This is a genomic window from Nesiotobacter zosterae, from assembly GCF_033843645.1.
GTDB lineage: Bacteria > Pseudomonadota > Alphaproteobacteria > Rhizobiales > Stappiaceae > Pseudovibrio > Pseudovibrio zosterae.
In genome coordinates, this window is sequence record NZ_JAWXVZ010000002.1 from 176598 (window position 1) to 203379 (window position 26782).

Genomic DNA, 26782 nt, shown 5'->3' on the forward strand with positions numbered 1-26782 from the left:
AAGCGGTTTGTTCCGATAGAAAATAAGGGCGCCGGTAATTCCAGCGCCCTTTTTGTTTGGCCTGTTGTCAGGCTGCGGACCGGCCGTCGCCACGCTTTTCCCGCGTGGTTTCATCATTCCCTTGGGTAGCAGCGCCGTCCTCCAATGGATCGCCATACTCCATGCCTTGATTGGCATAGGTGGGGTAGGGCAAGCGATTGCTCGCACGCAGCTCCTGAACCGTATCTTCGGCAGCTTTTTTCAGGTCTACATCCAGCCCGGTATCCTTGGTGAAGTAGGCGGTGGTGGATGGGAAGGCGAAGCCTGAGCCGTTCTTCTCGACGATGAGGTAGATGGCAAAGAGGATGTCCTCCTGAATAGCCAAGAAGTCTTCATAGCCGGGCTTCAGGATGTTGGCGGCGATCTCCACATTCAAGGATGAATCGCCATAACCCACAAAACGGACGCGGACCGTGCTTTCGAGAACCTGAGGGTGGGCGCAGATGTACTCGCGGATTTCCATGAGTATGTTGCGCAGCTGGTCGGGGCTTGTCTCGTAGCGAAGGCCGATTTCCTGAAGGAGGTACGTGCGATCGCGGCGGGAGTAGTTGATGATGCGCATTTTGGCCAAATCCGCATTGGCTACGGTGACGAGGGTTCGGTCTTTGGCGCGCACGCGCGTTGAACGCACGCCGATGTTTTCAACGGTACCGGAGAACTCGCCAAACTTACAGAATTCACCCACGCGAACCATTCTATCTGCATACAAGATGATTCCGCCGATCAGGTTCTCAATGGTGGGTTGAGCAGCCAGAGCAACTGCCAGACCACTGACGCCGAGGCCTGCAATGACGCCCAGAAGAGGGATGCCGAGACGGGTTGCACCGTAGGCAAGCACGCCCATGACTGCGACCATGCCAATGGCTCGGAAGCCCGTGCGGATGATGCTTACATCCAGAGCTTCAAGGTACTTGGCCCGCTTTTGGGCGAGAACAAACTCCGAAATGGCGGAGATGAACTGATAAGTCAGGATGGCAATGAGGATCCATGAGACGGCTTCAATGGTCAGTTCCATCCCGATCATGACAGAACCGCCGATGTTGATTTCTTCAATGGCCGCGTATCTGAACGCTTGAACTGCGAAGAGAACCAAGACCGGCATGATCATGTGGAACATGCGGCGGCGAATGGGGGTGCTCGGCGGGGTCAGACGGCGGTGTACGTGGCGAAGCCCTGCCAACACAAGGAATAGCCCCAGCCCCACAATGACAAGTGCGATCCACTGCCATGTGGTTTGCCCTTCATAGACTTCGAACAACCATGGTTCTCCGCCTTCTATGAAGGTGTACCAAGCTGGGGGAAGAAATTCACCGGGGCTTGTGGTGTAGAACGTGAAGAAGTCCGGGCTTGCGCTTTGAAGTGCTGGTAAGTCTTTGATCTGATTGTACTGTGTGACGATAAGAGCGACGGTTTCTGGCGCAAACAAGTATCCGCGATCCGGCACATTCGCCAGCGTGATCTGGGTGTGAGGCAGCGTCCACTTTTCTGGCAGCCCTTCCTGCAGGTAGTCATAGGTGCCTGCCTGCTCTCCGGGCACTTTGTCCGGGGCCGGAAGCGGGATGCGATCCAATACCTCCTTCATGAGCATGGCGTACTCAAGAGAGGTTTGATTCCTGGTGGCGGTGGGAAGCTGTGACCAGTCAAACACGCTCTTTGCCCGAGAAAAGAGCAGCTTTGCCAGATAAACCTGCTCATCAATCTGCTCTCTGCTCAGCGACGGTTCAGCGGCTTGCCGCAGGTGCTCTATGTTGGCCTCATAGGCCGAAATCACGAGATCATTTGCCGTTGCCATGACGGTAAGAAAGCTCTCCAGAGTGGCACGAGGAGAGCTGGTGTCCAGGGGAGCCAGAGGGTATTTTTTCAACCAGTAGTCGGCGTCTAAAGGCAGAATATAGGCATCTGAGCGGTCTTCCAGTTGACTGCCCAGCTTGAGCGGCTGCGGACCTTGAACGGCGGTTGTCTCTTGAGCCAAACCCACGCAGGTGCCCAAGTAAATCAAGAGGCTGGCAGCAAGCGCTGTACAGGCTGCAAAGACTCTAGCGCCTTGAGCAATTTTTGAGTTTGCCATGGGTGGCCCCCAATGTTCGTTGTTTAGGGCCAGCATCCAAAACGAGGGTTCTCAAATGCTTACCTCATCACCCCTGAAATATTAGGGGTGGCGGGTATCCGGGCGGGGTGCCCGCCGTTCAGTTCACCAACAGTTAGATTGCTGCTGGCTTTTGCTGAGATTTTGATTGCATTACTGAGTGATGGGGTTGTGCCACAGAGCTGGGAATAAACCGCGATCTTGGAAATTAGCCATAGCTTTGCCCAATTCCGACCTTTTCGAGCGGCTAATGGTTTGCTACAGCCTAGAGGCGATATCACTGCTGAATCACGAGTTTTCCGGATCAGGATAGAATGACGTTCAAAGTTTTGCGCCGCCGTTTATGTTCCACGGCCTTTGTGGCTCTTGCAGCTCTCGGTTTTGGGAGTGTTGTGACATTGGACGACGCGCGTGCCTCCAAAATAGAGAACCCGATTGCCGTTTTTAATGGCTTGGACAAGATCACTGGCCGGATCATTGATTTTGACGTCTACATTGGCGAGACCGTTCAGTTTGGTGCACTGCAGGTGACCCCGCGCGCTTGTTTCACCCGGCCTGAGACAGAAGCGGCAAAGACCACTGCTTTTATCGAGGTGGACGAGGTGACGCTGAACAATGAAGTGCAGCGAATTTTCACGGGCTGGATGTTTGCCGCGAACCCCGGTGTTCACGCCGTTGAGCACGGCGTCTACGATATTTGGCTGGTGAACTGTAAGCGATATTCGGAAGTGCCGCCTCCTGAGGGCTATAGCGGCCCCCCCGTGGCCGACGCGCCGGAGTATGATCCATTGGCAGGGGATGACTTCATAAGCTCCGGGAACATTCCAGTTCCGCGTCCTAATCCATTCTTGTGATAAACAAAACCGGGCCAAGTGCCCGGTTTGTCGTTTGTGGTGAGTGCAAAGGATCAGTAGGGGCTGTCAATTAACTCCAGCGCCCGCGCACCAGTAATCTGGGATGGCTCTGAGAAGAAGTTGGCCGGCTCCTGAAGGGCTGTGTCCAGAAGCTCATTGTAGACATCGCGCGGGATCTCTAGCGCTCCGAACTGTTGCAGGTGATCGGTCACGAACTGGGTATCGAGCAAAGTGAAGCCACCTGCCTTCATCCGAGCGACAAGATGAACAAGGGCGATCTTGGAGACATCACGCGCTGTTGAGAACATGCTCTCACCAAAGAACACGCTGGCAAGGCAAACGCCATAAAGCCCACCGACAAGCTTGTCGTTTTCATAGACTTCGACTGTGTGGCAGTAGCCCATCTTGAAGAGTTCGCAGTACAGGCGGCGTATCTCTGCGTTGATCCAAGTGCGCTTACGGCCGGGCGCAGGACTTGCGCAGCCGTCTATGACACCTTGAAAATCTTGGGAGGCGATGACCTTGAAGCGGTCCGATTTCACGGTGCGTCTCAGACGCTTGGGAACGTGAAACCCTTCGAGCGGGATGATCCCGCGTCTTTCGGGCTCGACCCAGAACAAATCCGGGTCGTCAGCCGATTCAGCCATAGGAAAAACGCCGCACGCATAGGCCTTTAGCAATACGTGAGGCGTGATTTCCAAATGCACATGATCGTGCCGGGCTGCCATGAGACCTCGTCGACTAGTTAAGCTATTAACTATTTGCTGTCTTCGAGGAACTTTTCAAGCCAATGGATGTCGTAGGCACCGTTTGCGATGTCCTGATTGTCCACGAGCTCAGAGAATAGCGGCACGGTTGACTGGATGCCATCCACCACGAACTCACCCAGACACCGGCGCAGTCGCATCATGCATTCCACACGGCTGCGGCCATGCACGATGAGCTTGCCGATCAGGCTGTCGTAGTGAGGTGGGATCTTGTAACCCTGATAGACGCCTGAATCCACGCGTACGCCCAGACCACCTGGTGGGTGGTAGTAGGTGATGGTGCCTGGAGAGGGCACAAAGGTGCGAGGGTTTTCAGCGTTGATGCGGCATTCGATGGCATGACCTTCGAAACGAACATCCTCCTGATTGATGGAGAGTGTTGCGCCAGAGGCAATGCGGATCTGTTCGATCACCAGATCGATGCCGGTCACCATTTCAGTTACCGGATGTTCCACCTGAAGACGGGTGTTCATTTCGATGAAATAGAACTCGCCGTTTTCATAGAGAAACTCGACAGTACCTGCGCCGCGGTATTTCAGCTTGCGCATTGCTGCGGCACAAATCTCACCGATTTCCTGGCGCTGAGCATCGTTGAGGGCAGGGGAAGGACATTCTTCGAACACCTTCTGGTGGCGGCGCTGCAATGAGCAGTCGCGTTCACCCAGATGGATTGCGTTGCCATACCCGTCGCCCAGTACCTGAACTTCGATGTGACGTGGCTTGCCGAGATACTTCTCCATGTAAAGCGCGTCGTCACCGAAGGCAGCTTTTGCTTCGGAACGTGCAGTGGAGATGGCCGTGTCCAGCTCTTCTTCCGAGCGCGCCACTTTCATGCCGCGGCCGCCGCCGCCTGCTGCAGCTTTTACCAGAACCGGGTAGCCGATTTCGCGGGCCAGCGCATGCACGTCATCTTCTGAGGTGATGCCGCCGTCTGAGCCAGGAACAACTGGAATGCCCAGTTCCTTCGCGGTGGTCTTGGCCTGAATCTTATCGCCCATAACACGAATGTGTTCGGAGGTAGGGCCGATAAAGGTGATGCCGTGCGCTTCAAGAATTTCCGCAAAGCGGGCATTCTCGGAGAGGAAGCCATAGCCCGGGTGTACTGCATCGGCGCCAGTGATTTCACAGGCGGCCAGAATTGCAGGGATGTTCAGGTAACTGTCACGGGCCACAGGGGGCCCGATGCAAACACTCTCGTCAGCCAGTCGCACATGCATGGCGTCCTGGTCGGCTGTGGAGTGAACGGCAACGGTTTGAATGCCGAGCTCTTTACAGGCGCGCAGGATGCGAAGTGCGATCTCGCCGCGGTTTGCGATGAGAATCTTTGAAAACATAGCGTTTCGCCCGTTATTCGATGATGACGAGTGGTTCGCCGAACTCTACTGGCTGACCATCTTCAACCAGAATGGCTGTTACCTTACCGGACTTGGTTGCCGGAATCTGGTTCATAGTCTTCATGGCTTCGACGATCATGATGGTTTCGCCTTCGCGAACGGAGGAGCCCACCTCAACGAAATTGCGCGCGCCTGGCTCTGGAGCCATGTAGGCGGTGCCAACCATTGGGGAGGTGACTGCGCCAGGATGGTTCGCAGGATCTGCAGAAACAGCCACTTCAACCGGCGCTGCTGGTGCCGGAGCCGCAGCAGCTGCTGCTGGTGCCACGCTACGAGCTTCAACGGTGATCTGGCGTGCAACGCGTACACGTAGGTCTTTCTGTTCCAGTTCGATCTCTGTCAGATTGGTTTCATCCAGAAGAGTCGCAAGCTGACGGATCAGATCCTGGTCAAACTTTGTTTCTTTCGTCATCGTTTCTCATCGTCCAGTTCGTGACGTCCGGCTCTGCGTAAAGCCAAGGACCATTTAAATAGCATTCAGGCGCCGCACGAGGGGCGCCACTCTCAAATCAGCAGGCCGGTCAGTTTTAGGACAGCGTCATCCAATAGACCCATGATGCTCTGCTTTTACCCTGTGCTTTACTTTCCTCTCGCACTGCGAGCGCTACACGGGGCATGAACTCTCGTTGAAGTGGTCAGCAGGACTTTCCCGTGCCATTCCAGCTTCACTCAGTATCTTGGCTGCCAATTTGTGAGGGATATGCTGAACAACTAAGTCTTTCTTTAGGCAGTAACGGAATTAGTGCCTGAAAATACAACAGAGTCTGTGCCCAAGCCTACGGGGCGCGAATCAGCGCAACTCCCTCTTTAGGTCAACCTCGATTTCATGGGGCTGTTATAGAAGTTGATCGGACAGAGGAAAAGGGTTTTGTCTGTCCGATCATAAGCAAGAGCAATATTTCCCGCTAAAACTTGCGGAAAAAACACCTACGGGTTGTTCCTAGTCCCGTGCGTCTGCAATTTTTTCTTTCAAGGTCTCATAGCCAACTGCGCCAATGACAACCTCGTCGCCAATGACATAAGAGGGCGTGCCGCTCAGACCAAGCTGATTGGCGATCTCGAAAACCTCTTGGAAAGTAGCCTGTACTACACCGGATTCCATGGAGTTGGTGAGGTCAGTTTCGCTAATGCCAAGGGTGAGGGCAATCTGCATGGCTGTGTCGCCGGAAGCACGAGATTGCTGGGTGAGCAAGCTGGTGTGAAAGTCCTCGTACTTTTCTGGCGCCACATCGTTGACGGCGATGGCAACCTGAGCTGCCTCCATTGAAGGTTGGCCGAGAACCGGAAATTCCTTCAAAACGACGCGGAGGTTGCTGTCCTCTTCGATCAAGCGAAGCATGTCACTCATGGCGCGCTTGCAGTAACCGCAGTTGTAGTCGAAGAACTCAACGAGCGTCACATCGCCTTCAGGGTTGCCCAGTACCACCTGATTTTCAGAGTTGAAGATGATGTCTGAAAGCGAGGCGACGGCTTCTTTCTTGGCCTCTTGTTCAGCGGCAACACGGCGCTTTTCAAGTTCAGTGAGAGCTTCCGTGATGATCTCCGGATTCTCAATGAGGTATTCGCGGATGATTTTTTCTACATCGGAGCGCGTCTCGACAGTCTCTTGAGCCTGCGACACGGTGGTGATTGCAACCAGGGCCGTGAAGGCAAGTCCCAAGGTTCTGCAAGTGGATTTCAGCATAGTTTCTCCTGTGCCCCCGCAACTGGCGAGCGGCCTCACTGGTTCAACGAATCTTCGAGTACCGATTATCTAAGTGCTCTGTCTACCTTATAAGACAGAATGTCATCAGCCTGCTGCCAAGACGGTGAACCGGTTTTCAATTGTTTTTGAGCGCGGGCCGCATAGCGTTGAGCTGCACGAACATCGCCGCGGGCCATCAAGCCCCTTGCTGTTGCCAGATCCGCCATGGCCGGACTGCCTGAGCGGGCATGGGCGATGGCGAGTTGCTGGTAGCCCACAGGGGAGTATGGGTCTTTCTGCAGTGCGGCTGTGAGCAACCGGCGTGCTTCCGGCAGGTAGTCCTTTCGCTCCGAAGCCACCATGGCAAAGCCGAGCCAAATCTCGAAATGCGGATTGCCCGGGAACATGGAGAGCGCCTTACGGAACGGGGCGACCGCCTGTTCCGGACGACCGCCTTCCAGCAGAGCTTGTCCCTTAAGCTCGTGGAAGTATGGGTTCTGCGGCATCTGTCTTATCAGCGCATCGATCTGCGGTATGGACTTATTCAAGCCATCAGCGCGCATGGACGCGATTGCGCGGGCGTATTGCGCTGGTAAGGTCTTGTCCTTGCGCGGATACTGCCGGTAGACGGTGTTGCGGTGACTGGTGAAAGCAAGAAGCTTGGCCCGGACCATGTCATGTTTGAACTGCAGGTGCTCCGGATCTTGCTTGTTGAAATACCTGCTGTTTTCAGCCTTCTCCTTGAGCGCGTTGAAGCGCTGGCGCGGCATCGGGTGACTGATGGCATAGGGATCGGCATGGCGTGCGGCAAACAGAGACTGATCTGCAATGCGCTCAAAGGTGGTGAGCATGCCCTTGGCGGATTGCTGGGTCCGCTCCAGGTAACGCAGGGCTGCCTGATCGGCTGCGGATTCTTCTGATCGGCGATAGGCCAGGAACGTGCGCTGACCAAGTGCGCCACTGCTCATTGCTGCTGCGGCACCGCCACCTGCCACGTTGGAGTTACCGGTTGAAGCCCCGGCAGCTGCGGCCCCCACACCGAGGATCATGCCAATTACGGAAATGATTTCCGCATTGGCGGCTGCCTGACGCATGCGCACAAGGTGATTGCCCGCAATGTGGCCTGTTTCGTGGGCGATCACGCCGATCACTTCTGAAGGCGTTTTGGCTTCCATGAGCACGCCAATGTTGATGAACATGCGGCGTGAGTCGGGAACAAAGGCGTTGAAGCTTTTGTCATTCACGAGAATGATGTCCACCTGACCTTGAGGCAGGCCAGCCACACGAAAAATGGGCTTGGCGTATTCGCGCAGCAGGTTCTCTGTTTCCGCATCGCGCACCAAAGGCAGCTTTCGGCTCTGAGCTTGAGCTGGGGCCACCAACAGGTGCGGAAGAAGAATGGCAGTGGCAGCTACTGTTGCAACAGACTTCCTTGCGACGGACGTAGCTGTAGCGCGACGAGACCTTGGCCGGTTAAGGTTCGAAAAGAATCGTTTCAGCAAGAGTGTGCCTTTCGACGTAGCGCAGCAAAACTAAGGCAGTTTATGTCGTAAATTCCCGAATAGTTCGTGTAACCCTAGAGCATCCAACGACGGCGGGATTTTGACAAAGCATAAATGAGATCAATCTGATCTCCAACAATACAGAGGTAATGGGACTTGGCAATTTTTAAACCGTCAAATCGGAGTGAGGTCGCCCCTTTTATTGCCATGGATGTGATGGCTGCGGCCAACAAGCTGGAAGCGGAGGGCGCACGCGTTCTGCATATGGAAGTGGGTCAGCCGGGAATGCCTGTTCCGGACCATGTTCGGGTGGCTGCAGAGGACGCATTGGCGAGTGGCAAGCTTGGCTATACGGAAGCGCGCGGAATGCCCATCTTGCGTAACGCGTTGATCAAGCACTACGCAGAGCACTATGGCGTGGACGTTGCAGATGAGCGGATTGTGGTGACCACCGGCTCCTCAGCCGGGTTCAATCTGGCTTTTCTGGCAGCATTCGATCCCGGAGACAGGGTTGCGTTAACGGCCCCCGGATATCCGGCATACCGCAATATCCTCAAAGCACTTGGTCTTATACCCGTTGAAATTGAGGTGGGACCCGAGACCCGCTGGGCACTCACGCCAGAGCACATCGAAAAGGCTCATGCAGAGGCGCCGTTGAAAGGGGTCTTGGTAGCAAGTCCCGCCAATCCGACAGGCACCATGATGACCCCCGAGGCCTTGAAGGACCTTGTTGAGGCGTGCGAGGCAAAAGGCATCTGGTTTATCTCCGATGAGATCTACCATGGCCTTTCCTATGAAGTGCAAGAGGAAACAGCACTCAGATTTTCTCAAAAAGCGATCATCATCAATAGCTTCTCCAAATACTACTGCATGACAGGCTGGCGTATCGGCTGGATGATCTTGCCAGAGGAGCTGGTCAGGCCCGTTGAGCGGATTGCCCAGAGCCTCTACATTTCTGCGCCGCAGCTTTCTCAGATTGCGGCAGCCGCCGCTTTTGAAGTGAAGGACGACCTTGAACGCGTCAAAGCGGTCTATCAGGAAAATCGCGCCATTCTGCTGGATGGGTTGGCGGCAGCCGGATTTGACGAAGTCATGCCTGTTGATGGGGCATTCTACGCCTATGTAGGCGTGCGTAAATTCTCCAATGACAGTCTCGATTTCTGCAAGCGCATGCTGGAAGAAATTTCTGTGGCCTCGACGCCAGGAGCGGATTTTGACCCGGCGCACGGTGCGGGATACATGCGTTTCTCATTTGCCGGACCGACCGAGGACATCAGGGAAGCCATGACACGCCTGAAGGCATGGACGGCAAACTTCTGATTGCCAGCGCGTGATGGAAATAAAAAGGGCGGCACGAGGCCGCCCATTTTGTTTTGCGCTTCAAGAGCTGCTTAGAAGAAGGAGCGGCGCTGCCACCAACCTGTGCGGCGCGGGGCATCCTTGTCCATTTCAACCGACTCGTCCGGGTTCAGCTTTTCGCTTGTCACCACAGGCTGAGCAGGGGCTGACTTGGCTGCAGGTTTAGCAGCCACGGGCTCTTCCTCCTCAGAGACGACTTCGGCCAAGATTGGCTCCTGAGCCTTAGAAGGGGTCGCCTCTTCCTTTTCTTCTTGGGCCTCAACAGGAGCTGCTTCGGCCTCGATAGCTTGTTCTTCGGCGATCGGAGCTTCCTCGCGAGGCGCCTCAGAAGCTGCTTCAACACCTTGCGCTGCTTCTACGGTCTCAGTCTCAGCTGTTTTAGTAGCTTCTTCTGCTTCTTCAGCCTTTTGAGCGCCTTCGTCACCTGAAGGTGCCGAAGCCTCGGTATCAGCGATAGCCGCTTCTTCAAGCGGGGCTGCTGCTGCGGCTGGTGCCTCCTCAGACGCCGGCTCCTTGATTTCGATTATCTGAACACTTTTTGCTTCAGCCTCTGGAGAGGCTTGTGCAGCAGGTTCCTCAGCAGTGACAGCACCTTTACTGGCATCAGTCTGTTCTGTGGTTTCTGCGGCCTTTTCAGCTTCCTCTGGACTGGCATCCACCTGTTCAGTTGCCTCAACGACTGCAGCGTCCTCGGCACCTTCAGAGCCTTCTGAGGAAGCGTCATCGTTGCCATCTGCGGCTTCCAACTCGCCATCTTCTTTGCGATTGCGGCGGCTGCGGCGTCCACCGCGACGACCACGGCGACGGCGGCGACGACGGTCGTATCCGTCTTCATCTTCGGAGCCGTCTTCGTTGCCATCCTTTGCTTCGGTTGCTTCGCCGTCTGCAGAGGCTTCGGAATCCGCTTCCTGATCTTCGCTTGCCTCGGCCTCATCGCCTTCAGCTTGCACTTGATCCTGATCGCGTTTGTCACGGCGACGACGGCGACGACGACGACGGCGACCGGACTTTTCTTCGCGGTCTTCTTCTTCTTCGTCGTTGGTTGCCTCTACTTCAGCTTCCTCGTCCGCTTCGATGTCTTCGTAGTCTTCAACAGGCGGCAGAGCATCCTGCTGAACGGACACTGGCATTACCTGCGGGCGAGGGGACGCAGAGACAGGCTCTCCGCGTTCCAACGTGAAGTGCTCTCCGGTCACGCTGTCATCTGCCTGAACAGTGATGCGCGGTCCAAAACGCTGCTCAAGCGAAATGAGGTGATCGCGTTTGTGGTTCAGCACATAGAGCGCCACTTCCGTCGGCGTGCGGATAATCAGGTCATGGCTGGCATTGCGCAGCAGCTGCTCTTCAACAGAGCGCAGAATGTGCAGAGCCAGAGATTCCGTGGAGCGCACAATACCGGATCCGCGGCAATGCGGGCACACCACACTGGAGCTCTCAAGAACGCCGGTACGCAGACGCTGGCGTGACATTTCCAAAAGGCCGAAATGCGAAATGCGGCCAACCTGAATGCGGGCACGATCTGCCTTCAGGCATTCTTTCAGCTTGCGTTCAACGGCGCGGTTGTTGCGACCTTCTTCCATGTCGATGAAGTCGATGACCACAAGGCCAGCAAGGTCGCGTAAGCGCAACTGACGTGCGATTTCTTCTGCCGCCTCCATGTTGGTGGCGAGGGCCGTGTCTTCGATGTTTTGTTCGCGGGTTGACTTGCCGGAGTTCACGTCGATGGAGACCAGAGCTTCAGTCTGGTTGATGACAATGTAACCGCCGGACTTCAGCGTAACCTCTGGCGAGAACATGGCATCGAGCTGTGCTTCAACGCCGAAGCGATTGAAGACAGGCACCACATCCCGGTAGGGCTGAACATTCTTGGAATGGCTCGGCATCAGCATCCGCATGAAGTTCTTGGCTTCACGGTAAGCTTCTTCGCCAGCGACCAGAACCTGATCGATGTCCTTGTTGTAGAGGTCGCGAATGGACCGCTTGATTAGACTGCCTTCCTCGTAAACGAGGTTTGGTGCGGTGGTGGACAGTGTTAGTTCACGAACGTTTTCCCAAAGGCGCATGAGGTATTCGAAGTCGCGGCGGATTTCCGCCTTGGTGCGACTTGCACCTGCTGTGCGCAAGATCACGCCCATGCCAACTGGCACACCCAGATCTTGAGCGATTTCCTTCAAGCGCTTGCGGTCGGTCGGTTTGGTGATCTTTCTAGAGATCCCGCCACCGCGATCCGTGTTTGGCATCAGGACGGAATAGCGACCTGCCAGAGACAGGTAAGTGGTAAGAGCTGCACCCTTGTTGCCGCGCTCTTCCTTTACCACCTGAACCAGCAGAAGCTGGCGGCGCTTGATAACTTCCTGAATCTTGTAGTTGTCGCGCAGACGGCGCGCACGCTCTGGAGCGATGTCGAAGTCGTCGTCACTGTCACTGTCGTTTGAGCTGATTTCTTCGGCGTCGTCGGATGAACGGGTTTCCTTGTCGTCACCACTGCGGCCTTTGCGCGAGCGACGACGGCGGGAGCCACGGGAACGGCGACGGCGATCGCCGCGCGCCTGAGCCTGCTCAGCGTCACCATCTTCGTCGTCATCGTCAGACGCTTCATCGTCGTCGCTGTCATCTGAGTCATTTGAAGATGAGAGGGCTTCAGAGGAGTTGTCATCGTCAGCTGCATCAGCACTGTCGGAGGATGTCTCATCATCATCAGAAGAGTCAGACCCAGACTTTGCTGTCGGCGCGGACTGGCTTACTTCGTCTTCATCAGACGTGGTATCGGTCGCTTCAGAATCGGAGCTGTCGTCATCATCATCGTAGGACGCGCCTTCCGGCACGATTTCCTCGATGCTGTCCTCATCGTCATCATCTGGCGCATTTAGATCGCTGTCGTCATCCAGCGCGTCCTCATCCTCAGGCATGTCCTCAGTGATGACGTCATCGTCCTGATCGCTACGCCGTGCAGCAGAGCGCTTGCTCTCCTCGCGTTCTTTTTCTTCACGTTCCCGGCGTTCGCGCTCACGCTGATGGGCCGCAGCTTCTTCAGCAAGCTGGCGTTCAAATGCTTCGCGATCAGCCTTGGGGAGCTGGTAGTAGTCAGGATGGATTTCGCTGAAAGCCAGAAATCCGTGTCTGTTTCCCCCGTACTCAACGAATGCGGCCTGAAGAGAAGGTTCTACTCTTGTTACTTTGGCCAGATAAATATTGCCGCGCAGTTGTTTCCGGTTGGCAGCTTCAAAGTCGAATTCTTCAACCCGATTTCCGCGTACGACCGTCACCCGGGTCTCTTCCGGGTGGGTCGCGTCTATCAGCATCTTGTTTGCCATGAATGCAGTTCTCCACGACCCACCAGACCGGCCGGCGCAAACGGCGCTCGAGCCTTAACGTGCTGTTGTGGGTCGCTACTTTGTCGATGTTAAAAACTGAAGGGGAGGATCGGCGACGCGCTGCACTCAACAGACCGGTTGGCACGTCAAAACGAGCCCTGGTATCTGTCTTCAGTGTTTTCAAATTGGCGCGCATCTTGTGCAACCGTGTCCTCAAAGATCTCATTGGGTTGCCGATCAGACCAATGTCCTGACCCGCAAACTGGTTGGTGCCGAACGTTCCGCACCACCTACAGGGGTGTCCTGAATTCTGACGGGTCCGAAGGAAGGGCAGTGCCCTCGCTCCCCCGATCAGATCCGGGACTGTTATCTACAAGTTTTTGCAGGTCATTTGCCTGCAAACTTTCTAAATTCCATCTTGCCATCTGGCGGCTTGGTCCAATCCCCTTAGGTGCCTCAGAGTTATTCTTTCTGCCTAAGGTCTTGGATTCGCGGCCAAAGGATCACTTCCTTTTCCCATGCGCCAAGAGCGGTTTCAAGGTCTTGAATGCTCCTTAACGTGAGAATGATTGCTCCAAATTACGGGAGGCAATCAGAAACCTGACATGTTCTTTTACGATCAGGAGAGCCACTTGGCAAGATTGGGGAAATCGAACTCAAAGTTTGACACAGACCTTTTAGTAGGGTGTTAAGGAGCGAAAAGGCGGCTACCCGTTATTTTATCGAGGTTAGCCACATTTTTGCGATCTCTGAAAGTTAGGGTGCTGCCACTTTAAATCGGGCAGCCGCTAGAGGTGGACGTGTGCGGCTTGTGAGGAGGGGATTGTTGATCTCACGCCTAGCATCCAGAGGGTGTAGTGCAATAAACGGTGCCATTTTAAGGCAGACCATGCTTTTTTTGGCTCTATTATTGGCTTTTCTGACTGTTTTTTCCGGTGCGACCGACGCGCTGGAGCCACCGGAACGCGCCAAGGTCGTCGACGCTCGGGTAGCCGGTGACAACGTGCGGACACGGTTCATTATCGATATGGATCGTGAGATCGCGTATCACGTTTCATTTATTGCCAATCCGAACCGAGTGATCATTGATCTGCCGGAAGTTGAGTTTGATTTCCCTGAGGAATTTGAAGCCGAGGGGCGGGGACTTGTGGAATCCTGGCGTTATGGACAGGTTTTTGTTGGCCGCTCTCGTGTCGTTCTAGACCTGACTGGCCCGGTGAACCTGGACAAGTCCTTCCTTCTGCCGGGCGTTCAAGATCAGCCTACGCGCCTTGTTTTGGATCTGGTTGAGGCGGATCAGGCCTCGTTTGAAAAACAGGCACAAGAATTTGCGCTTGGTATGCGGCCGCAGCACAGTGGAAAATCAGATCGGGCTGTAAAGACCGCTGCAGAGAGGTCCGATCGCCCGGTCATCGTGATTGATCCTGGGCATGGCGGTATCGACTCTGGCGCAGTAGGGGATAACGGGACGCTGGAAAAGACAATCGTCCTGCGGTTTGCCAAGTTTTTGAAAGAGAAGCTCGAAGAGGAAGGTAACTACACCATCCATCTGACGCGGGATGATGATCGATTCATTCCGCTTCGTGGCCGGGTTAATATCGCGCGTGAGCTTCAGGCCGACCTGTTTATTTCCGTTCACGCTGATTCCATTTTGCGCGGGGCGTCCACGACCCGAGGCGCAAGCATCTACACGCTGTCTGAACGGGCCTCTGACCGATTGGCCGAGGCGCTGGCTCAGCGCGAAAACCGGTCTGACCTTCTGGCGGGTGTTGATCTTTCCGAAGAGCCGGATGAAGTGGGAGATATTCTTGTGGATCTGGCGCGGCGTGAGGCGAAGAATTTTTCCATTCATTTCGCCCGGCTGGCGGTTGAGGAACTCAAGAGCGCCACAAAGCTGATCAATAATCCGCTTCGGTCTGCAGGATTTCAGGTCCTGAAAAGCTATGATATTCCCTCGGTTTTGATCGAGCTTGGGTTTCTTTCCAATTCGTTAGATGAGAAGATGCTAGGCTCTGATGAGTGGCGCGACAGGGTGTCATTTGCTTTGGTGCAGGCCATAAATTCTTTTTTCAAAGCGCGCATTGCACAGAATGTGCAGCAGGATTAAACAGTTGTGCGCTTTGTGCCGCAAAAGCAACGCCTCAGCATTGCCATATTAAGGCGCGATGAGGGGGCATGAAGCTGAACTCTAAAAGAGCGGTAGGTGGGGCCTGCAACTCGAAAATGAGTAGACCCGCTGCTGAGGTCAGCTACAGACACACGCACCAGACCACTGCGGGATTTGGAGACGAGCCCGAAAGATGAAGTTTTTAGTTAGAGCCTTCGGATATTTGTTTGGCGTAGCTGCGGTATTCGGCTTGATTGCTGCTGCTGGCCTTTGGATTTATCTGAACAAAATGTCCGAAGATCTGCCCGACTTTACAGCGTTGCAGACTTATGAACCGCCGGTAATGACCCGTGTCCATGCCACGGATGGCCAGCTGATGGATGAGTTTGCGCGTGAGCGTCGGCTTTTCCTGCCAATCCAGGCTATTCCTGATCGGTTGAAGCAGGCTTTCATTTCGGCAGAAGACAAGAATTTCTACCAGCATATGGGGATCGATCCTCAGGGCATTGCGCGCGCGATTGTGACCAACCTGCGCAACCGTGGCTCTGGTCGCCGTCTTGTTGGTGCGTCCACCATTACACAGCAGGTGGCAAAGAACTTCCTGCTGACCAGCGAAGTTTCCTATGAGCGCAAGATCAAGGAAGCATTGCTGGCGCTGCGTATGGAACAGACCTATTCCAAGGACCACATCCTTGAGCTTTACCTCAACGAGATCTACCTCGGTGTGGGCGCTTATGGTGTGGGGGCCGCATCCCTGATCCTCTTTGACAAGTCAGTTCATGAGTTGAACCTTGCGGAGATGGCTTACCTGGCCGCCGTGCCCAAAGGGCCGTCCAACTATCACCCGTTCCGCTACCGGGACCGCGCTATTGAGCGTCGTAACTGGGTGATCGACCGGATGGTTGAAAACGGCTATGTGGATCCGCAGGAAGCTGCAGAAGCCAAGGCGATGCCGCTGGAAGTGAAGCTTCGCGAAACTGGCACTCGTTTGAAGGGTGCAGAGTACTTCTCTGAGGCCGTACGCCGAGAGCTTGCCAGTCGCTATGGTGAAGAGCGGCTTTATGAAGGTGGTCTTTCTGTTCGCACCTCGCTTGACCCGAAACTGCAAATTCTGGCTCGCAGGGCGCTCAAGGAAGGCCTGTTGAAGTTTGACCGTTCTCGTGGCAAGTGGCGCGGTCCGCTCACAACGTTGGAAATTACCTCGAACGACTGGGGGCCAGAGCTCGCCAAGGTCGAGCGTCTGGACGATGTTCCAGAGTGGACAACGGCAATCGTGCTTTCCACTTCCAATGAAAATGCCATCGTCGGCATTCGCCCTGAGACTGTTGCTGGTGGAAAGCTCTCTACCGAACGACTGCGCACTCGCCTTTCTCTTGAGGACATGAAGTGGGCACGAGTTGACGGGCGGGCACCACGAAATGTTCAGGAAGTGCTGAAGCCGGGCGATGTGGTTTACGTCGAAAAGACCGGTGGTGACACCTATGAACTGCGTCAGGTGCCTGAAGTTTCCGGTGCGCTTGTTGCCATGGATCCCAACTCGGGCCGTGTGCTGGCAATGGTTGGTGGTTTCAGCTTCGACCAGAGCGAGTTCAACCGCGCAACGCAGGCATGGCGTCAGCCGGGTTCGGTGTTCAAGCCATTCGTTTATGCAACTGCGCTCGATAACGGCTATACGCCTTCTTCCGTGGTGCTGGATGCGCCGGTTGAAATCGAGCAGGGGCCTGGGCTTGGTGTTTGGCGTCCGCAGAACTATGGCGGCAAATTCTACGGTCCGTCCACGCTGCGCACCGGCATTGAGCTTTCGCGTAACGTGATGACCGTGCGTCTTGCTCAGGACATGACAATGGATCTCGTGGCGCAGTACGCCAAGAGTTTCGGTATTTATGACAACATGATGCCGGTACTTTCCATGTCTCTGGGTGCTGGTGAAACAACATTGATGCGCATGACCAATGCATATTCGATGATTGCCAACGGTGGTCGCCGTGTGCAGCCGACCCTGATTGACCGTATTCAGGATCGCTATGGACGTAACATTTACCGCAGTGATCAGCTTGTATGTGACGCCTGTGCCGTTTCTGACTGGACCAATCAGGAAGAGCCAGAGTTGATCGACACGCGTGAACGCGTTCTTGATCCAATGACGGCATACCAGATCACCTCCATGATGGAAGGTGTGGTCCAGCGCGGTACGGCAACATCCGTTAAGGCAGTTGGGCGTCCAGTTGCAGGCAAGACCGGTACGACCAACGATGAGAAAGATGCTTGGTTCGTGGGCTACACGCCTGAGCTGACTGTTGGTGTTTATGTTGGTTATGACACGCCCCGACGCATGGGGCGGGGTGCAACAGGTGGCCAGATTGCAGCGCCGATCTTTACGGCCTTCATGAAGGACGCTCTTGCGAACACACCGCCAATGGAGTTCAAGCTGCCTGCCGGGTTGCAGTTGATCCCGATCAACCGCCGTACTGGTCTTCGTGCCAATGCTGGCGAACCTGGCACCATTCTGGAAGCCTTCAAACCAGGTACAGTGCCTCCGAACAGTTATTCCGTGATTGGTTTTGAAGATGAGATTGGTACTTACAGAACCCTTTCTCCTTCTGCCGTGGAAGCGGTGACCGTGGGTACGGGCGGTCTTTATTAGGCCGAAAAACCACCAGACAAGATTGCAATGCACTTGGAGGGCGATTAATGTCGCCCTCCAGTCTTATGAGCTAGACTCTAACTTCTTCAAATAAAACAGTGAGGTATCCGATGCGCGCCGAGATGGAGGCCATCGTTGACGAAATCAAGCAGGCCGTAAGCCTGCTGAGGAGGCATCTTTGACTGGGACACAGCGCTTGTCCGTCTAGATGAACTCAATGCTCTTTCCGAGAATCCGGACCTTTGGAATGACCCGAGCAATGCCCAGAAACTGATGCGTGAGCGTCAGCAGCTTGATGACAGCATTTCTGGTATCCGGAAGCTGCAGCAGGATCTCGCCGACAATCAGGAGCTGATTGAGATGGGTGAGATGGAAGATGACCAGTCGGTGATCGACGAAGCGGAAGCTGCTTTGAAAGAGATGCTGACCTCCGTCAACAAACTGCAGCTTCAGTCGCTCTTGTCCGGTGAAGCGGATGGAAACGACACCTATGTGGAAATCAACTCCGGTGCGGGCGGTACTGAAAGCCAGGACTGGGCCAGCATGTTGCTTCGCATGTATCGCCGTTGGGGCGAGCAGCAGGGCTACAAAGTCGAGTTGATGGAATACAACGACGGTGAAGAGGCTGGCATCAAGTCTGCAACGCTTCTGATCAAGGGCGAAAACGCGTACGGCTGGATGAAAACGGAAGCCGGTGTTCATCGTCTGGTGCGTATCTCGCCGTATGACAGCAATGCCCGCCGCCACACCAGCTTTGCGTCCGTCTGGGTATACCCGGTGGTTGATGACAGCATCAACATCGAGATCAACGAAAGCGAATGCCGGATTGATACATACCGGGCGTCAGGTGCTGGCGGTCAGCACGTGAACACCACCGACTCCGCGGTACGTATTACACACTTGCCGACGGGCATCGTAGTGCAGTGTCAAAGCGAGCGATCTCAGCACAAGAACCGCGCTACGGCGTGGAACATGCTGCGAGCACGCCTTTATGAAGCTGAACTTCAGCGCCGCGAAGAAGAGGCGAACAAGGAAGCTGCTTCCAAGACTGACATCGGGTGGGGACACCAGATCCGGTCTTATGTCCTGCAGCCCTACCAGCTGGTCAAGGACTTGCGCACGGGTGTTGAAAGCACCGCGCCAGGTGATGTTCTCGATGGGGCTTTGACACCGTTCATGGAGGCAACGCTCGCGCAGCGCGCCTTTGGCACGGGTGAGAACGTCGTTGAAGACATCGAGTAAAGCTCGGTTGATCCTCAATAGATACAAAAAAGGCCCTGCTTGGGGCCTTTTTTAGTTGGAAGGGATTAGCTTCCCAATATTCCTTCGAGGCGTTCTCCAGCCTGAATAAATGGCATCGGATCAACCGGCGCGTTGTTGATGCGGGTTTCATAATGCAGGTGCGGCCCTGTTGAGCGGCCGGTATTGCCGACTGCGCCAATCATGTCACCAGCATACACATTGTCGTCCTTGTCGACGAAGATCTTGTGCATGTGAGCAAAGCGCGTCGTCATGCCATTGCTGTGCTTGATTTCAACAGACTTGCCGTAACCGCCCCGATAACCGGAATAGGTGACCTTTCCATCCGCAGGGGCGCGGATGGGCGTACCTACGGTTGCCTTGAAGTCGACGCCGGTGTGCATGGCGGGGCGCTTCAGGAACGGGTCCATACGTGCGCCAAAACGGCTGGTAATGCGAGAAGTGGATAGGGGAGCGGCAAGTGGCAGTTCTTTGAGTTCAGCTTTAAGCCGATGACGCCATGCTAGAGCCTGCTCGGTCTTAGTGAGGAACGTGTCGAAGTCTGCGCCAGGCAGCGGCACATAAGGCCCGCCAACTGAAGCCTGCTCAGCGGCAGGAACATCGACTTTCAATGAGCTTGCGACGCTTTTCATTGATTTCAGATCAGCCTGTGCGAAAGCGAGCACAGCTGCCAATACGGCCTTGCTCTCGTCGATCTGACCTTCGAGTTGAAGTTCCAGGCTGGAAAGCTCTTCAAGGTCCTTCTCGACTTTTGGTGATGGTACCGCGGTTGGTGCACTGGCAGCGCTTGCTGCTGGCACACCAGAGGTGGTTGGCCGCAGACCGAGTAGGGCACTCGGGTTCTCAAGTGGTACGGGTTCACCACCAACAGAGTCTTGCAGACCATTTTCAGCGAAGGAGATAACGGAGGCCTGAACAGAACTCGGTTTATCACTGGAGGTCGGCTTGCGAATGGGGATCGGACTTTGCACGAGGGATGCGATTTCCATCCCACTGTCTTTGGCCAAAGCCAGAATGCGGGTGAGTTTGTTTTGGCGTTCCTGAAGCGCGGCCTGTCGGGAGCGGATATCCGTCAGGCTTTCACTTGCCCGGTGCTCTGTAATTTGTTGCTTTGAGTTTAGTGTCTCTATGCGGCCACGAAGACGCGTGATTTCATCCTCGTATGAGCGGCGCAGTTCGGTTTCCTTCATGACGGTGGTTGTCAGCATTTCGTCGCGCATCATGAGGTAGGCGGTAGCTGAAAAGTAACCGATGGAGAACACGAGGAGCGTGGTGCCAGCTATGACGGCGGTTGCCGGATGTAAGGTAAATGCCTTCTCTCCGCGAGGCGTTTTGAGAATGACGTAATGCGGAATCTTCTGCCCGACTCGCTTCTTTTTCCGTAGCGCAGAAAGCATTGATTATCCTTACAAACTAACTGGTATCACTGGCTCTTGAGTGTTCTCCATTTAAAGGGGTTATGGTTAATAAAGGCTAACCTAGGGGTGTCTATCCGGTAAGACGGATGAGGGGGCGGTAGAATCCGGGCGTCAAACCAGCCTCTGAGCGTGCCCTGTCATTGAACGGCGGCTTGAGTGGTCCTTTGAAGTGTTTGCGAACAAGTTCATGGAACTTCGGTTCCGGTTTGATGCGTTCACGATCGCACATGAAGCGGAACCATTTTGCGCCAAAGGCCACGTGCCGTTTCTCATCTCTGTAGATGACTTCAAGCACCCGCGCCGTTTCCGGATCGCCGCTACTGCGCGCCTTCTCAATCATGGGCGGAGTAATGTCGAGGCCGCGCGCTTCCAGCACCAATGGTATGATTGCAAGGCGGGCGAGCAGGTCATGCTCGGTGGATTGGGCCGCTTGCCACAAGCCGTCATGCGCGGGCAGATCCCCATAGCTTGCACCAATCGAGGCCAGATGCTTTTCCAGCATGGTGAAGTGTTTGGCTTCTTCCAGCCCCACCTGAACCCAGTCATCAAAGAAAGAGCGCGGCATTGGTACGCGGCAAAACCGGCCCAAAAGGTCCCAGGTCAAATCAATGGCGTTGAGCTCAATGTGGGCGAGGGAGTGAAGCAGGGCCAGTTTGCCAGCTTTTCCACCCATGGCCCGCTTGGGCATATCGCGGGGCGGCAGCAACACCGGCTTGTCTGGTCTGCCCGGACGATTTGGCATGTCCTTGTCGAGGGCGGACCTGTGCAGGCCCAGCCCTCCGGAAAACCACTTTTGCGCCACCTCATAAGCCAGTGAGGCTTTCTCATTCGGGTCGGTAGCTGCAACAATGGCACGCGCCCCGGATTTCAGCGATTGAATGCTCTGCTCCGGAGCGGTTTTGAGTGTATGCGTCATGTACTTGATTGCTAGAGAGATTTAACAGCTTCCAGCACGGCTTCAGCGTGTCCGGGAACCTTTACCTTACGCCAGATCTTGGAGAGGTTTCCATCTGCATCCACGAGGAACGTGGAGCGTTCCACACCCATGTACTTTTTCCCATACATATTTTTTTCGACCCAAACCCCATAGGCTTCGCAGGTTTTTGTTTCTGGATCTGAGGCCAACGTGATTGTCAGCTCATGTTTTGCCTTAAACTTGTCATGCTTGGCTGGTGTATCGGGCGAAATTCCGACAATTGTGGCACCTTGAGCTGCGAAGTCTTCTGCAAGTTGCGTGAAGGCGATTGCTTCTTTGGTGCAACCCGGTGTGTCATCTTTCGGGTAGAAGTAGACAACAACCGGTTTGCCTTTATGGTCAGCCAAGGTGATCGTTGCGCCGCCGTCCGTTTCCAGTGTGAAATCTGGTGCCGGGGCACCTTCGGTTAGAGCCTCAGTTGTCATCATGCATCTCCTCAAGAGGTGTTGATCGGGAGTAATCCTGATCGCGATTATTAGAAGTGTGTCATGCAGAAGTCAGCATGCACAACCTATCGTTAGCTGGTTATCATCTGGATCGATTCGAGTTTTTTTCAATCGGGCCGAAACAAGGAATTTAACGCTGTTAAAGAGGCTAGGCAGAAGGCGGGAAAGGATACAGCGCCAGAAAAAAGCCAGTTGGCGCCGACGGGCTCTCGTTGGCATTGGTGCGATCCTGATCGTCCTCGTGGTTGGGTTTGTTGTACGTGCCGCTTCCGGGCCAATCAATATGGCCTTTTTGGTGGAGTGGGCTCTGGGCCAGTTGGAAGACGGCCCAATCAACTTGCAGGTAGGGGCCGCGCGGTTGGATCTTTCATCCGGCGAAGCGGTCATCATTCTGGAAGAATCTGTGATTTCGGTTGCGGGCACCTCTTCAGCAGAGGTGTTGTTGCCGCGCACGGAGATCGATGTCAGCCTTGTCAGCTTGCTTACCGGCAACGTGGAGGTAACGGGGGTACGCCTTGACCGCCCAAGTGCTGATCTGTTTATCGGAGGCCGCAGCGCACCGCTGCCAAAACTGCAGAGCCAGGTCGTTGCCATCGACAAGTTCAGCATCCTGCTAGCGGAAGAACTCAGACGCCGTAACCTGCAAAGCGTCACGGTGACCAATGGCGCGGTGACGATCAGCAGCGCTACCGGCGAGTTCAACGCAGACGGAATTGATGCCGTTTTTGAAGTGCTTGACGAGGTTTCCTTTCAGATTGAGTCAAGTCTTTCGGGCGAACAGGGCCGTTGGTCTTGGAACATGCGGCGGAAGGTCTCTCCGGAGACGGGTGAGCGGTCCATTTCTGTCGAGATGGACGGTGTTGCCATCGGTGATCTGCTGCCCAGTAATGTGGACCTTCCGCTCGACAAGGGGCGGGGGACGCCGCTTTTCGCAAATGCCGAGGCTGTGTTGACGCCCGCGGGTTCCTTCAAGGAGGCCGAATTGCGGCTGCGAACCGGTCGTATTCGCGTGCATCTGACAGATGCGGATGTGAACCTCGACGAAGTGTTCATCAGCTTGAAGGTGCTGCGAGACGAGCCTGAAATCCTGATCGGGCGTTCTTATTTCGTGCGTGGGCAAACGCGCGCTGTGTTTGGTGGTGTAGTCAATCCCCCAGCCTTTTCGGGCGCGCCTTGGACCTACTCACTTGGTTCGCGGGAGGTCGTCGTTGCGCCAAGCGACGTGAACGCACCACCGACCATTTTCATTGACGCTTATGTCGACGGACGCATCGACATGAACCAGAAGACCCTATTCATTGATGCGGCGCGCCTGTTGGGCTTGAGTGCTGACATCAACGTGGCAGGGTCTTTGTACTTCGGGGATAATGGCCCTTGGTTGGCCTTGTCATTGGTTGCACCGCGGCTGACGGCAGCGCAGGTGCTGCAATTGTGGCCTGTTCCTGTGGTAGCAAAAACGCGTCATTGGTTGGTGGAGCACATAAAAGCCGGTGCCGTTGAGAACCTTCGGCTTGATTTAGGACTCGGGCCCGCTTCTTTTGATGGCAATCCGGACAACCGGGGCTGGGTTGGCGATGCCGTCACGGCCAGCTTTGACATCAACGATGCGGCGCTTGCCACTCTGGATAGCTTGCCGATCGCTTCGAACCTGAGCGGCACTGGACGGATCGAGAACGAAACCCTGATTGTGGAAGCCAAGGACGGTGAGTTCCGCATGCAGGATGGCAAGATCATCCATGTCGATGAGGTAACTTACAAGACACTGAACCTTGCTTTGAGGCCTGAGCGGTCTCACGATCTGTCCTTGGTAATTGATGGGGCCGCTGCTGATCTTGGTGTGTTGGTCAATGCGGAGCCGTTCCGGGCGCTTGAGCGCCTCAAGCTCGTCCCCAGCGATTTGACTGGTGCGGGCAAGCTGAAGGTTGAGGCCGCGTTCCCGGTACAAGACGACATCAGCTTTGATGACGTCGTATGGCGGGCAGAGCTTGAGACCAAAGGGTTTTCCAGCAGCCGCGAGATTGGTGATCAGATTATCTCTGAGGCTGATCTGGTCGTCGTTGCAAACAAGGAGTCCGTTACCGTTCAAGGGGCCGGCAAGCTGAACGGCCTTCAGGCACAAATTGATCTTGAAAGCCCGATGGACGGCGTGGAAGGCCATTCGCGGCAAGGCATTGTGCTTGATGCAACGGTTGATGCGCTTGCTGAGCAGGGGCTTGATCTTTCACAGTTCCTGAGCGGGCCACTTCAGATTGAGCTTTCAGAGGTTGATGGGACAAAGGTGTATCGTCTGAACCTGACGCGCACGACCATCAATCTGGACCCCGTTGGATGGACAAAGGCTTCTGGCGTGAAGGCAGAGGCCCGTTTTCGCATGTTGGAATCCGACAGCGGGCGCACCATTCATAACTTTGCGCTGCTATCGGACGGCGTGGAAATTCGCGGAAATGCTAAACTCAGCAATGATGGCGAGTTGGAATTTGCCGATTTCTCGCAGTTCAATCTGCGCCCGAATGATGAGGTTGAAGTCAGCATTCGCCATGATGCAAGGCGCGGATACGACGTTGATGTACGCGGCCAACGCCTTGACGGGCGCGGTATACTCAAACGCTTCAAGTCCGCAGGCACAGGTGAGGCCTCAAATGCCAGTTCAGGCGCGGATAGCAATGAACCCCTTCGGGTGAATGTTCAGCTTCGCAATGTCACTGGGTTTGGCGGTGTGTTGGCGAGCCAGCTGGACGGCACGATTTCTCTTCTGGGCGATACCCTTCAGAGCATGAATCTTTCGGGGCAGACCTCGCAGCGAAATCCGTTCAAGTTTGACCTCAAGCCGTCAGAGCGGGGCAAGCGCTTGTCTCTCAATGTCCAGAATGTTGGGGAACTGCTGAAGTTTGCCGACCTGTTTGCCCGAATGCGCGGTGGCTTTGCGTTCGGTCAGGTAGATATGCCCGCTGAGCGGCAATGGCAAGGCAATGTCGTCATCAAGGATTTCTCGATTACGGAAGATCCAGCCATTCAGGCTTTGGCGAAGTCACGCCAGCGCAATTCAGCTTATCGCCGTGGCGAACCTGATTCAGCGATGTCGACTGTTGCCAGAAGTGGAGAGGCGTCCTTCAACCGCATGGGCATAGAGTTCAACCGCAATGGAGATATCCTGTATCTGACACGTGGTGTGCTCGCAGGTGCCATTATTGGCGGTACTGTTGAGGGGACAGCGAACCTCTCTTCCAAGCAGCTGGACATGACCGGTACCTTTGTACCTGCCTACACCATCAACAACTTCCTTTCGAAAGTTCCGATCCTTGGACTGGCCCTCGGTGGGGGCTCCGGTGACGGTGGCTTGTTCGGTGTGACCTACAAAATGACGGGGAGCTTTGAGGATCCTAAGTTCACCATCAACCCGGTTTCAGCGATCGCACCCGGTATTTTCAGGAAGATCTTTGAGTTCCAATAGGTGAAGCGTTCAGAAAATGAGTCATGAAAAAAAGGCCAGTCCATTGATTGGACTGGCCTTTTTGTGATTCTGGGTTGCCGCTTGGCTTAGGCCGGGCGCATCAGAACGTGCTTTTTCTTGCCCAGCGACAGCTTGATGATACCGTCCTCGGTAAGGTCCTGCATGGTCAGGACGCGCTTTTCGTTGGTCTCTACCGCATCGTTAATGCGTACCGCAGAGCCTTTCACGTTGCGGCGGACCTCACCATTCGACTGGCACAAGCCAGCTGTGACGTAGGCGGAGAGAAGGCCAATACCCGCTTCAAGATCGCCAGCCGGAACCTCGACGGTTGGCAGGCCTGCTGCGCTTTCACCTTCTTCAAAAGCTTTGCGAGCGGTCTCGGCAGCAGCTTCAGCGGCTTCACGGCCATGTAGCAGAGCTGTTGCCTCTGTCGCCAACACCTTCTTGGCTTCGTTGATTTCAGCCCCTTCCAAGGCTGCGAGACGGGAGATCTCTTCCATTGGCAGAATTGTAAAGAGCTTCAGGAAGCGCTCGACATCGCTGTCTTCCGTGTTGCGCCAGAACTGCCAATAGTCATAGGGGGACAACATGTCCGAGTTGAGCCAAACAGCGCCATCCGCGGTCTTGCCCATCTTTGCGCCAGAAGAGGTTGTGAGCAACGGTGTGGTGAGCGCAAAGAACTCCGTTTCGGTCATGCGGCGGCCGAGATCCACGCCGGAAAGAATGTTGCCCCACTGGTCAGAGCCGCCCATCTGGAGGCGGCAGCCTGTGCGGTTGAAGAGTTCCACGAAGTCATAACCCTGCAAGAGCATGTAGTTGAACTCTAGGAAGGAGAGGTGCTGCTCGCGTTCCAAGCGCAGGCGCACACTGTCACGCTGGATCATTTGGTTGACGGAGAAGTGTCGACCCACATCCCGCAGAAATTCCAGATAGTTCAGTTTCAACAACCATTCGGCGTTATCGAGCATTACAGCGTCGGTAGGACCATCACCAAATGTCAGGAACTTTTCGAAGACTGTTTTGATGCCAGCCTTGTTCGCCTCGATGGTTTCGTCAGAAAGCACCTTGCGGCTTTCGTCCTTGCCGGTTGGGTCGCCGACGCGTGTGGTGCCACCACCCATGAGGGTGATTGGACGATGACCCGTCTTTTGGAACCAATAGAGCATCATGATCTGCACCAGAGAGCCCACATGCAGGCTGGTAGCGGTGCAGTCGAAGCCGATATAGGCGGTTACGGTTTCGCTTGCGAGGAGCTTGTCCAGCCCGTCGGCATCGGACAACTGGTGAATGAAGCCTCGCTCATCGAGGACCCGCATGAATTCGGATTTATAGTCGCTCATTTCCCAAACCTGTTTTGCAAAGACGTGACCAGCCTCCTCGGGCGTAAGTCGTTGTGCGTTCTATAAAGGAGAATGTTTTGGGTTGCATCCGTTTTTGCGGCCAGTCCAACGGTCTGCCCGGCAAAGCTTTCCCAATCTCGA

Annotated in this window: 17 protein-coding genes; 6 read left to right on the top strand and 11 right to left on the bottom strand. The window is 55.1% G+C overall.

All coding sequences use genetic code 11. From position 1 onward, the window contains the following. Positions 1–67: 67 nt before the first annotated feature. A complete protein-coding gene (locus tag Q3Y58_RS03775) occupies positions 68–2107 on the bottom strand; it encodes a mechanosensitive ion channel family protein (protein ID WP_319621098.1) in 2040 nt (679 codons plus the stop codon). Between the two features lie 332 nt (positions 2108–2439). Between Q3Y58_RS03775 and Q3Y58_RS03780 the strand changes: the two genes are divergently transcribed. Next, a complete protein-coding gene (locus Q3Y58_RS03780) occupies positions 2440–2979 on the top strand; it encodes a DUF2155 domain-containing protein (protein ID WP_319621099.1) in 540 nt (179 codons plus the stop codon). Between the two features lie 53 nt (positions 2980–3032). On the opposite strand, the gene aat is transcribed toward Q3Y58_RS03780, so the two are convergent. The 5 genes from aat to Q3Y58_RS03805 form a co-directional block, all read right to left on the bottom strand. After that, positions 3033–3707, bottom strand: a complete 675-nt coding sequence (aat, locus tag Q3Y58_RS03785) for a leucyl/phenylalanyl-tRNA--protein transferase (RefSeq protein ID WP_319621100.1) — start codon at positions 3705–3707, stop codon at positions 3033–3035. Between the two features lie 29 nt (positions 3708–3736). Beyond that, a complete protein-coding gene (gene accC, locus Q3Y58_RS03790) occupies positions 3737–5080 on the bottom strand; it encodes an acetyl-CoA carboxylase biotin carboxylase subunit (protein ID WP_319621101.1) in 1344 nt (447 codons plus the stop codon). Between the two features lie 13 nt (positions 5081–5093). After that, complete coding sequence (accB, locus tag Q3Y58_RS03795) at positions 5094–5552, bottom strand: acetyl-CoA carboxylase biotin carboxyl carrier protein (RefSeq protein WP_274216579.1); 459 nt, start codon at positions 5550–5552, stop codon at positions 5094–5096. 528 nt (positions 5553–6080) lie between these two features. Beyond that, a complete protein-coding gene (locus tag Q3Y58_RS03800) occupies positions 6081–6824 on the bottom strand; it encodes a DsbA family protein (protein WP_274216580.1) in 744 nt (247 codons plus the stop codon). A gap of 65 nt (positions 6825–6889) precedes the next feature. After that, complete coding sequence (locus Q3Y58_RS03805) at positions 6890–8203, bottom strand: M48 family metalloprotease (RefSeq protein WP_319621105.1); 1314 nt, start codon at positions 8201–8203, stop codon at positions 6890–6892. Between the two features lie 330 nt (positions 8204–8533). Between Q3Y58_RS03805 and Q3Y58_RS03810 the strand changes: the two genes are divergently transcribed. Further along, positions 8534–9646: a pyridoxal phosphate-dependent aminotransferase gene (locus Q3Y58_RS03810; protein WP_319621246.1), complete on the top strand. Its 1113-nt coding sequence runs from the start codon at positions 8534–8536 to the stop codon at positions 9644–9646. Positions 9647–9717: 71 nt separating this feature from the next. Here the strand turns inward: Q3Y58_RS03810 and Q3Y58_RS03815 are convergent, their stop codons facing one another. Further along, complete coding sequence (locus Q3Y58_RS03815) at positions 9718–12999, bottom strand: Rne/Rng family ribonuclease (RefSeq protein WP_319621106.1); 3282 nt, start codon at positions 12997–12999, stop codon at positions 9718–9720. Positions 13000–13888: 889 nt separating this feature from the next. Here Q3Y58_RS03815 and Q3Y58_RS03820 point away from each other — a divergent pair. From Q3Y58_RS03820 to prfB, 3 genes are all read left to right on the top strand, one after another. After that, entirely contained in the window at positions 13889–15106 is a 1218-nt protein-coding gene (locus Q3Y58_RS03820) for an N-acetylmuramoyl-L-alanine amidase (RefSeq protein ID WP_319621107.1), read from the top strand. 193 nt (positions 15107–15299) lie between these two features. Further along, positions 15300–17750: a penicillin-binding protein 1A gene (locus tag Q3Y58_RS03825; RefSeq protein ID WP_319621108.1), complete on the top strand. Its 2451-nt coding sequence runs from the start codon at positions 15300–15302 to the stop codon at positions 17748–17750. A 110-nt stretch (positions 17751–17860) separates the two neighbouring features. Continuing rightward, a protein-coding gene (gene prfB / locus Q3Y58_RS03830) for a peptide chain release factor 2 (RefSeq protein ID WP_274216585.1) occupies positions 17861–18992 on the top strand; the annotation gives its coding sequence in 2 pieces (ribosomal slippage) (positions 17861–17929 and positions 17931–18992; 1131 coding nt in all). A gap of 65 nt (positions 18993–19057) precedes the next feature. Here prfB and Q3Y58_RS03835 read toward each other — a convergent pair. The 3 genes from Q3Y58_RS03835 to bcp all read right to left on the bottom strand — a co-directional run bounded on the left by Q3Y58_RS03835 (position 19058) and on the right by bcp (position 21832). After that, positions 19058–20407 (bottom strand): M23 family metallopeptidase, encoded by a 1350-nt coding sequence (locus Q3Y58_RS03835; RefSeq protein WP_319621109.1) that lies wholly within the window; start codon positions 20405–20407, stop codon positions 19058–19060. A 91-nt stretch (positions 20408–20498) separates the two neighbouring features. Then, the gene (locus Q3Y58_RS03840; protein WP_319621110.1) at positions 20499–21344 is read right to left on the bottom strand and encodes a ferritin-like domain-containing protein; all 846 of its coding nucleotides are present in this window, start codon (positions 21342–21344) and stop codon (positions 20499–20501) included. A gap of 11 nt (positions 21345–21355) precedes the next feature. Further along, positions 21356–21832 carry a thioredoxin-dependent thiol peroxidase gene (bcp, locus tag Q3Y58_RS03845; protein ID WP_413697779.1) on the bottom strand — a complete coding sequence of 159 codons (477 nt, stop codon included), beginning with the start codon at positions 21830–21832 and terminating at the stop codon, positions 21356–21358. 259 nt (positions 21833–22091) lie between these two features. Between bcp and Q3Y58_RS03850 the strand changes: the two genes are divergently transcribed. Next, positions 22092–25301 carry an AsmA-like C-terminal domain-containing protein gene (locus Q3Y58_RS03850; RefSeq protein ID WP_319621112.1) on the top strand — a complete coding sequence of 1070 codons (3210 nt, stop codon included), beginning with the start codon at positions 22092–22094 and terminating at the stop codon, positions 25299–25301. Between the two features lie 86 nt (positions 25302–25387). Here the strand turns inward: Q3Y58_RS03850 and tyrS are convergent, their stop codons facing one another. Beyond that, complete coding sequence (tyrS, locus tag Q3Y58_RS03855; RefSeq protein WP_319621113.1) at positions 25388–26641, bottom strand: tyrosine--tRNA ligase; 1254 nt, start codon at positions 26639–26641, stop codon at positions 25388–25390. Between the last annotated feature and the right edge of the window lie 141 nt (positions 26642–26782).

Bases quoted from the DNA above. Each gene is read 5' to 3' on its own strand.
- Q3Y58_RS03775 (WP_319621098.1), bottom strand. From the start codon at position 2,107: ATGGCAAACTCAAAAATTGCTCAAGGCGCTAGAGTCTTTGCAGCCTGT.
- Q3Y58_RS03780 (WP_319621099.1), top strand. From the start codon at position 2,440: ATGACGTTCAAAGTTTTGCGCCGCCGTTTATGTTCCACGGCCTTTGTG.
- aat (WP_319621100.1), bottom strand. From the start codon at position 3,707: ATGGCAGCCCGGCACGATCATGTGCATTTGGAAATCACGCCTCACGTA.
- accC (WP_319621101.1), bottom strand. From the start codon at position 5,080: ATGTTTTCAAAGATTCTCATCGCAAACCGCGGCGAGATCGCACTTCGC.
- accB (WP_274216579.1), bottom strand. From the start codon at position 5,552: ATGACGAAAGAAACAAAGTTTGACCAGGATCTGATCCGTCAGCTTGCG.
- Q3Y58_RS03800 (WP_274216580.1), bottom strand. From the start codon at position 6,824: ATGCTGAAATCCACTTGCAGAACCTTGGGACTTGCCTTCACGGCCCTG.
- Q3Y58_RS03810 (WP_319621246.1), top strand. From the start codon at position 8,534: ATGGATGTGATGGCTGCGGCCAACAAGCTGGAAGCGGAGGGCGCACGC.
- Q3Y58_RS03815 (WP_319621106.1), bottom strand. From the start codon at position 12,999: ATGGCAAACAAGATGCTGATAGACGCGACCCACCCGGAAGAGACCCGG.
- Q3Y58_RS03820 (WP_319621107.1), top strand. From the start codon at position 13,889: ATGCTTTTTTTGGCTCTATTATTGGCTTTTCTGACTGTTTTTTCCGGT.
- Q3Y58_RS03825 (WP_319621108.1), top strand. From the start codon at position 15,300: ATGAAGTTTTTAGTTAGAGCCTTCGGATATTTGTTTGGCGTAGCTGCG.
- Q3Y58_RS03835 (WP_319621109.1), bottom strand. From the start codon at position 20,407: ATGCTTTCTGCGCTACGGAAAAAGAAGCGAGTCGGGCAGAAGATTCCG.
- Q3Y58_RS03840 (WP_319621110.1), bottom strand. From the start codon at position 21,344: ATGACGCATACACTCAAAACCGCTCCGGAGCAGAGCATTCAATCGCTG.
- bcp (WP_413697779.1), bottom strand. From the start codon at position 21,832: ATGATGACAACTGAGGCTCTAACCGAAGGTGCCCCGGCACCAGATTTC.
- tyrS (WP_319621113.1), bottom strand. From the start codon at position 26,641: ATGAGCGACTATAAATCCGAATTCATGCGGGTCCTCGATGAGCGAGGC.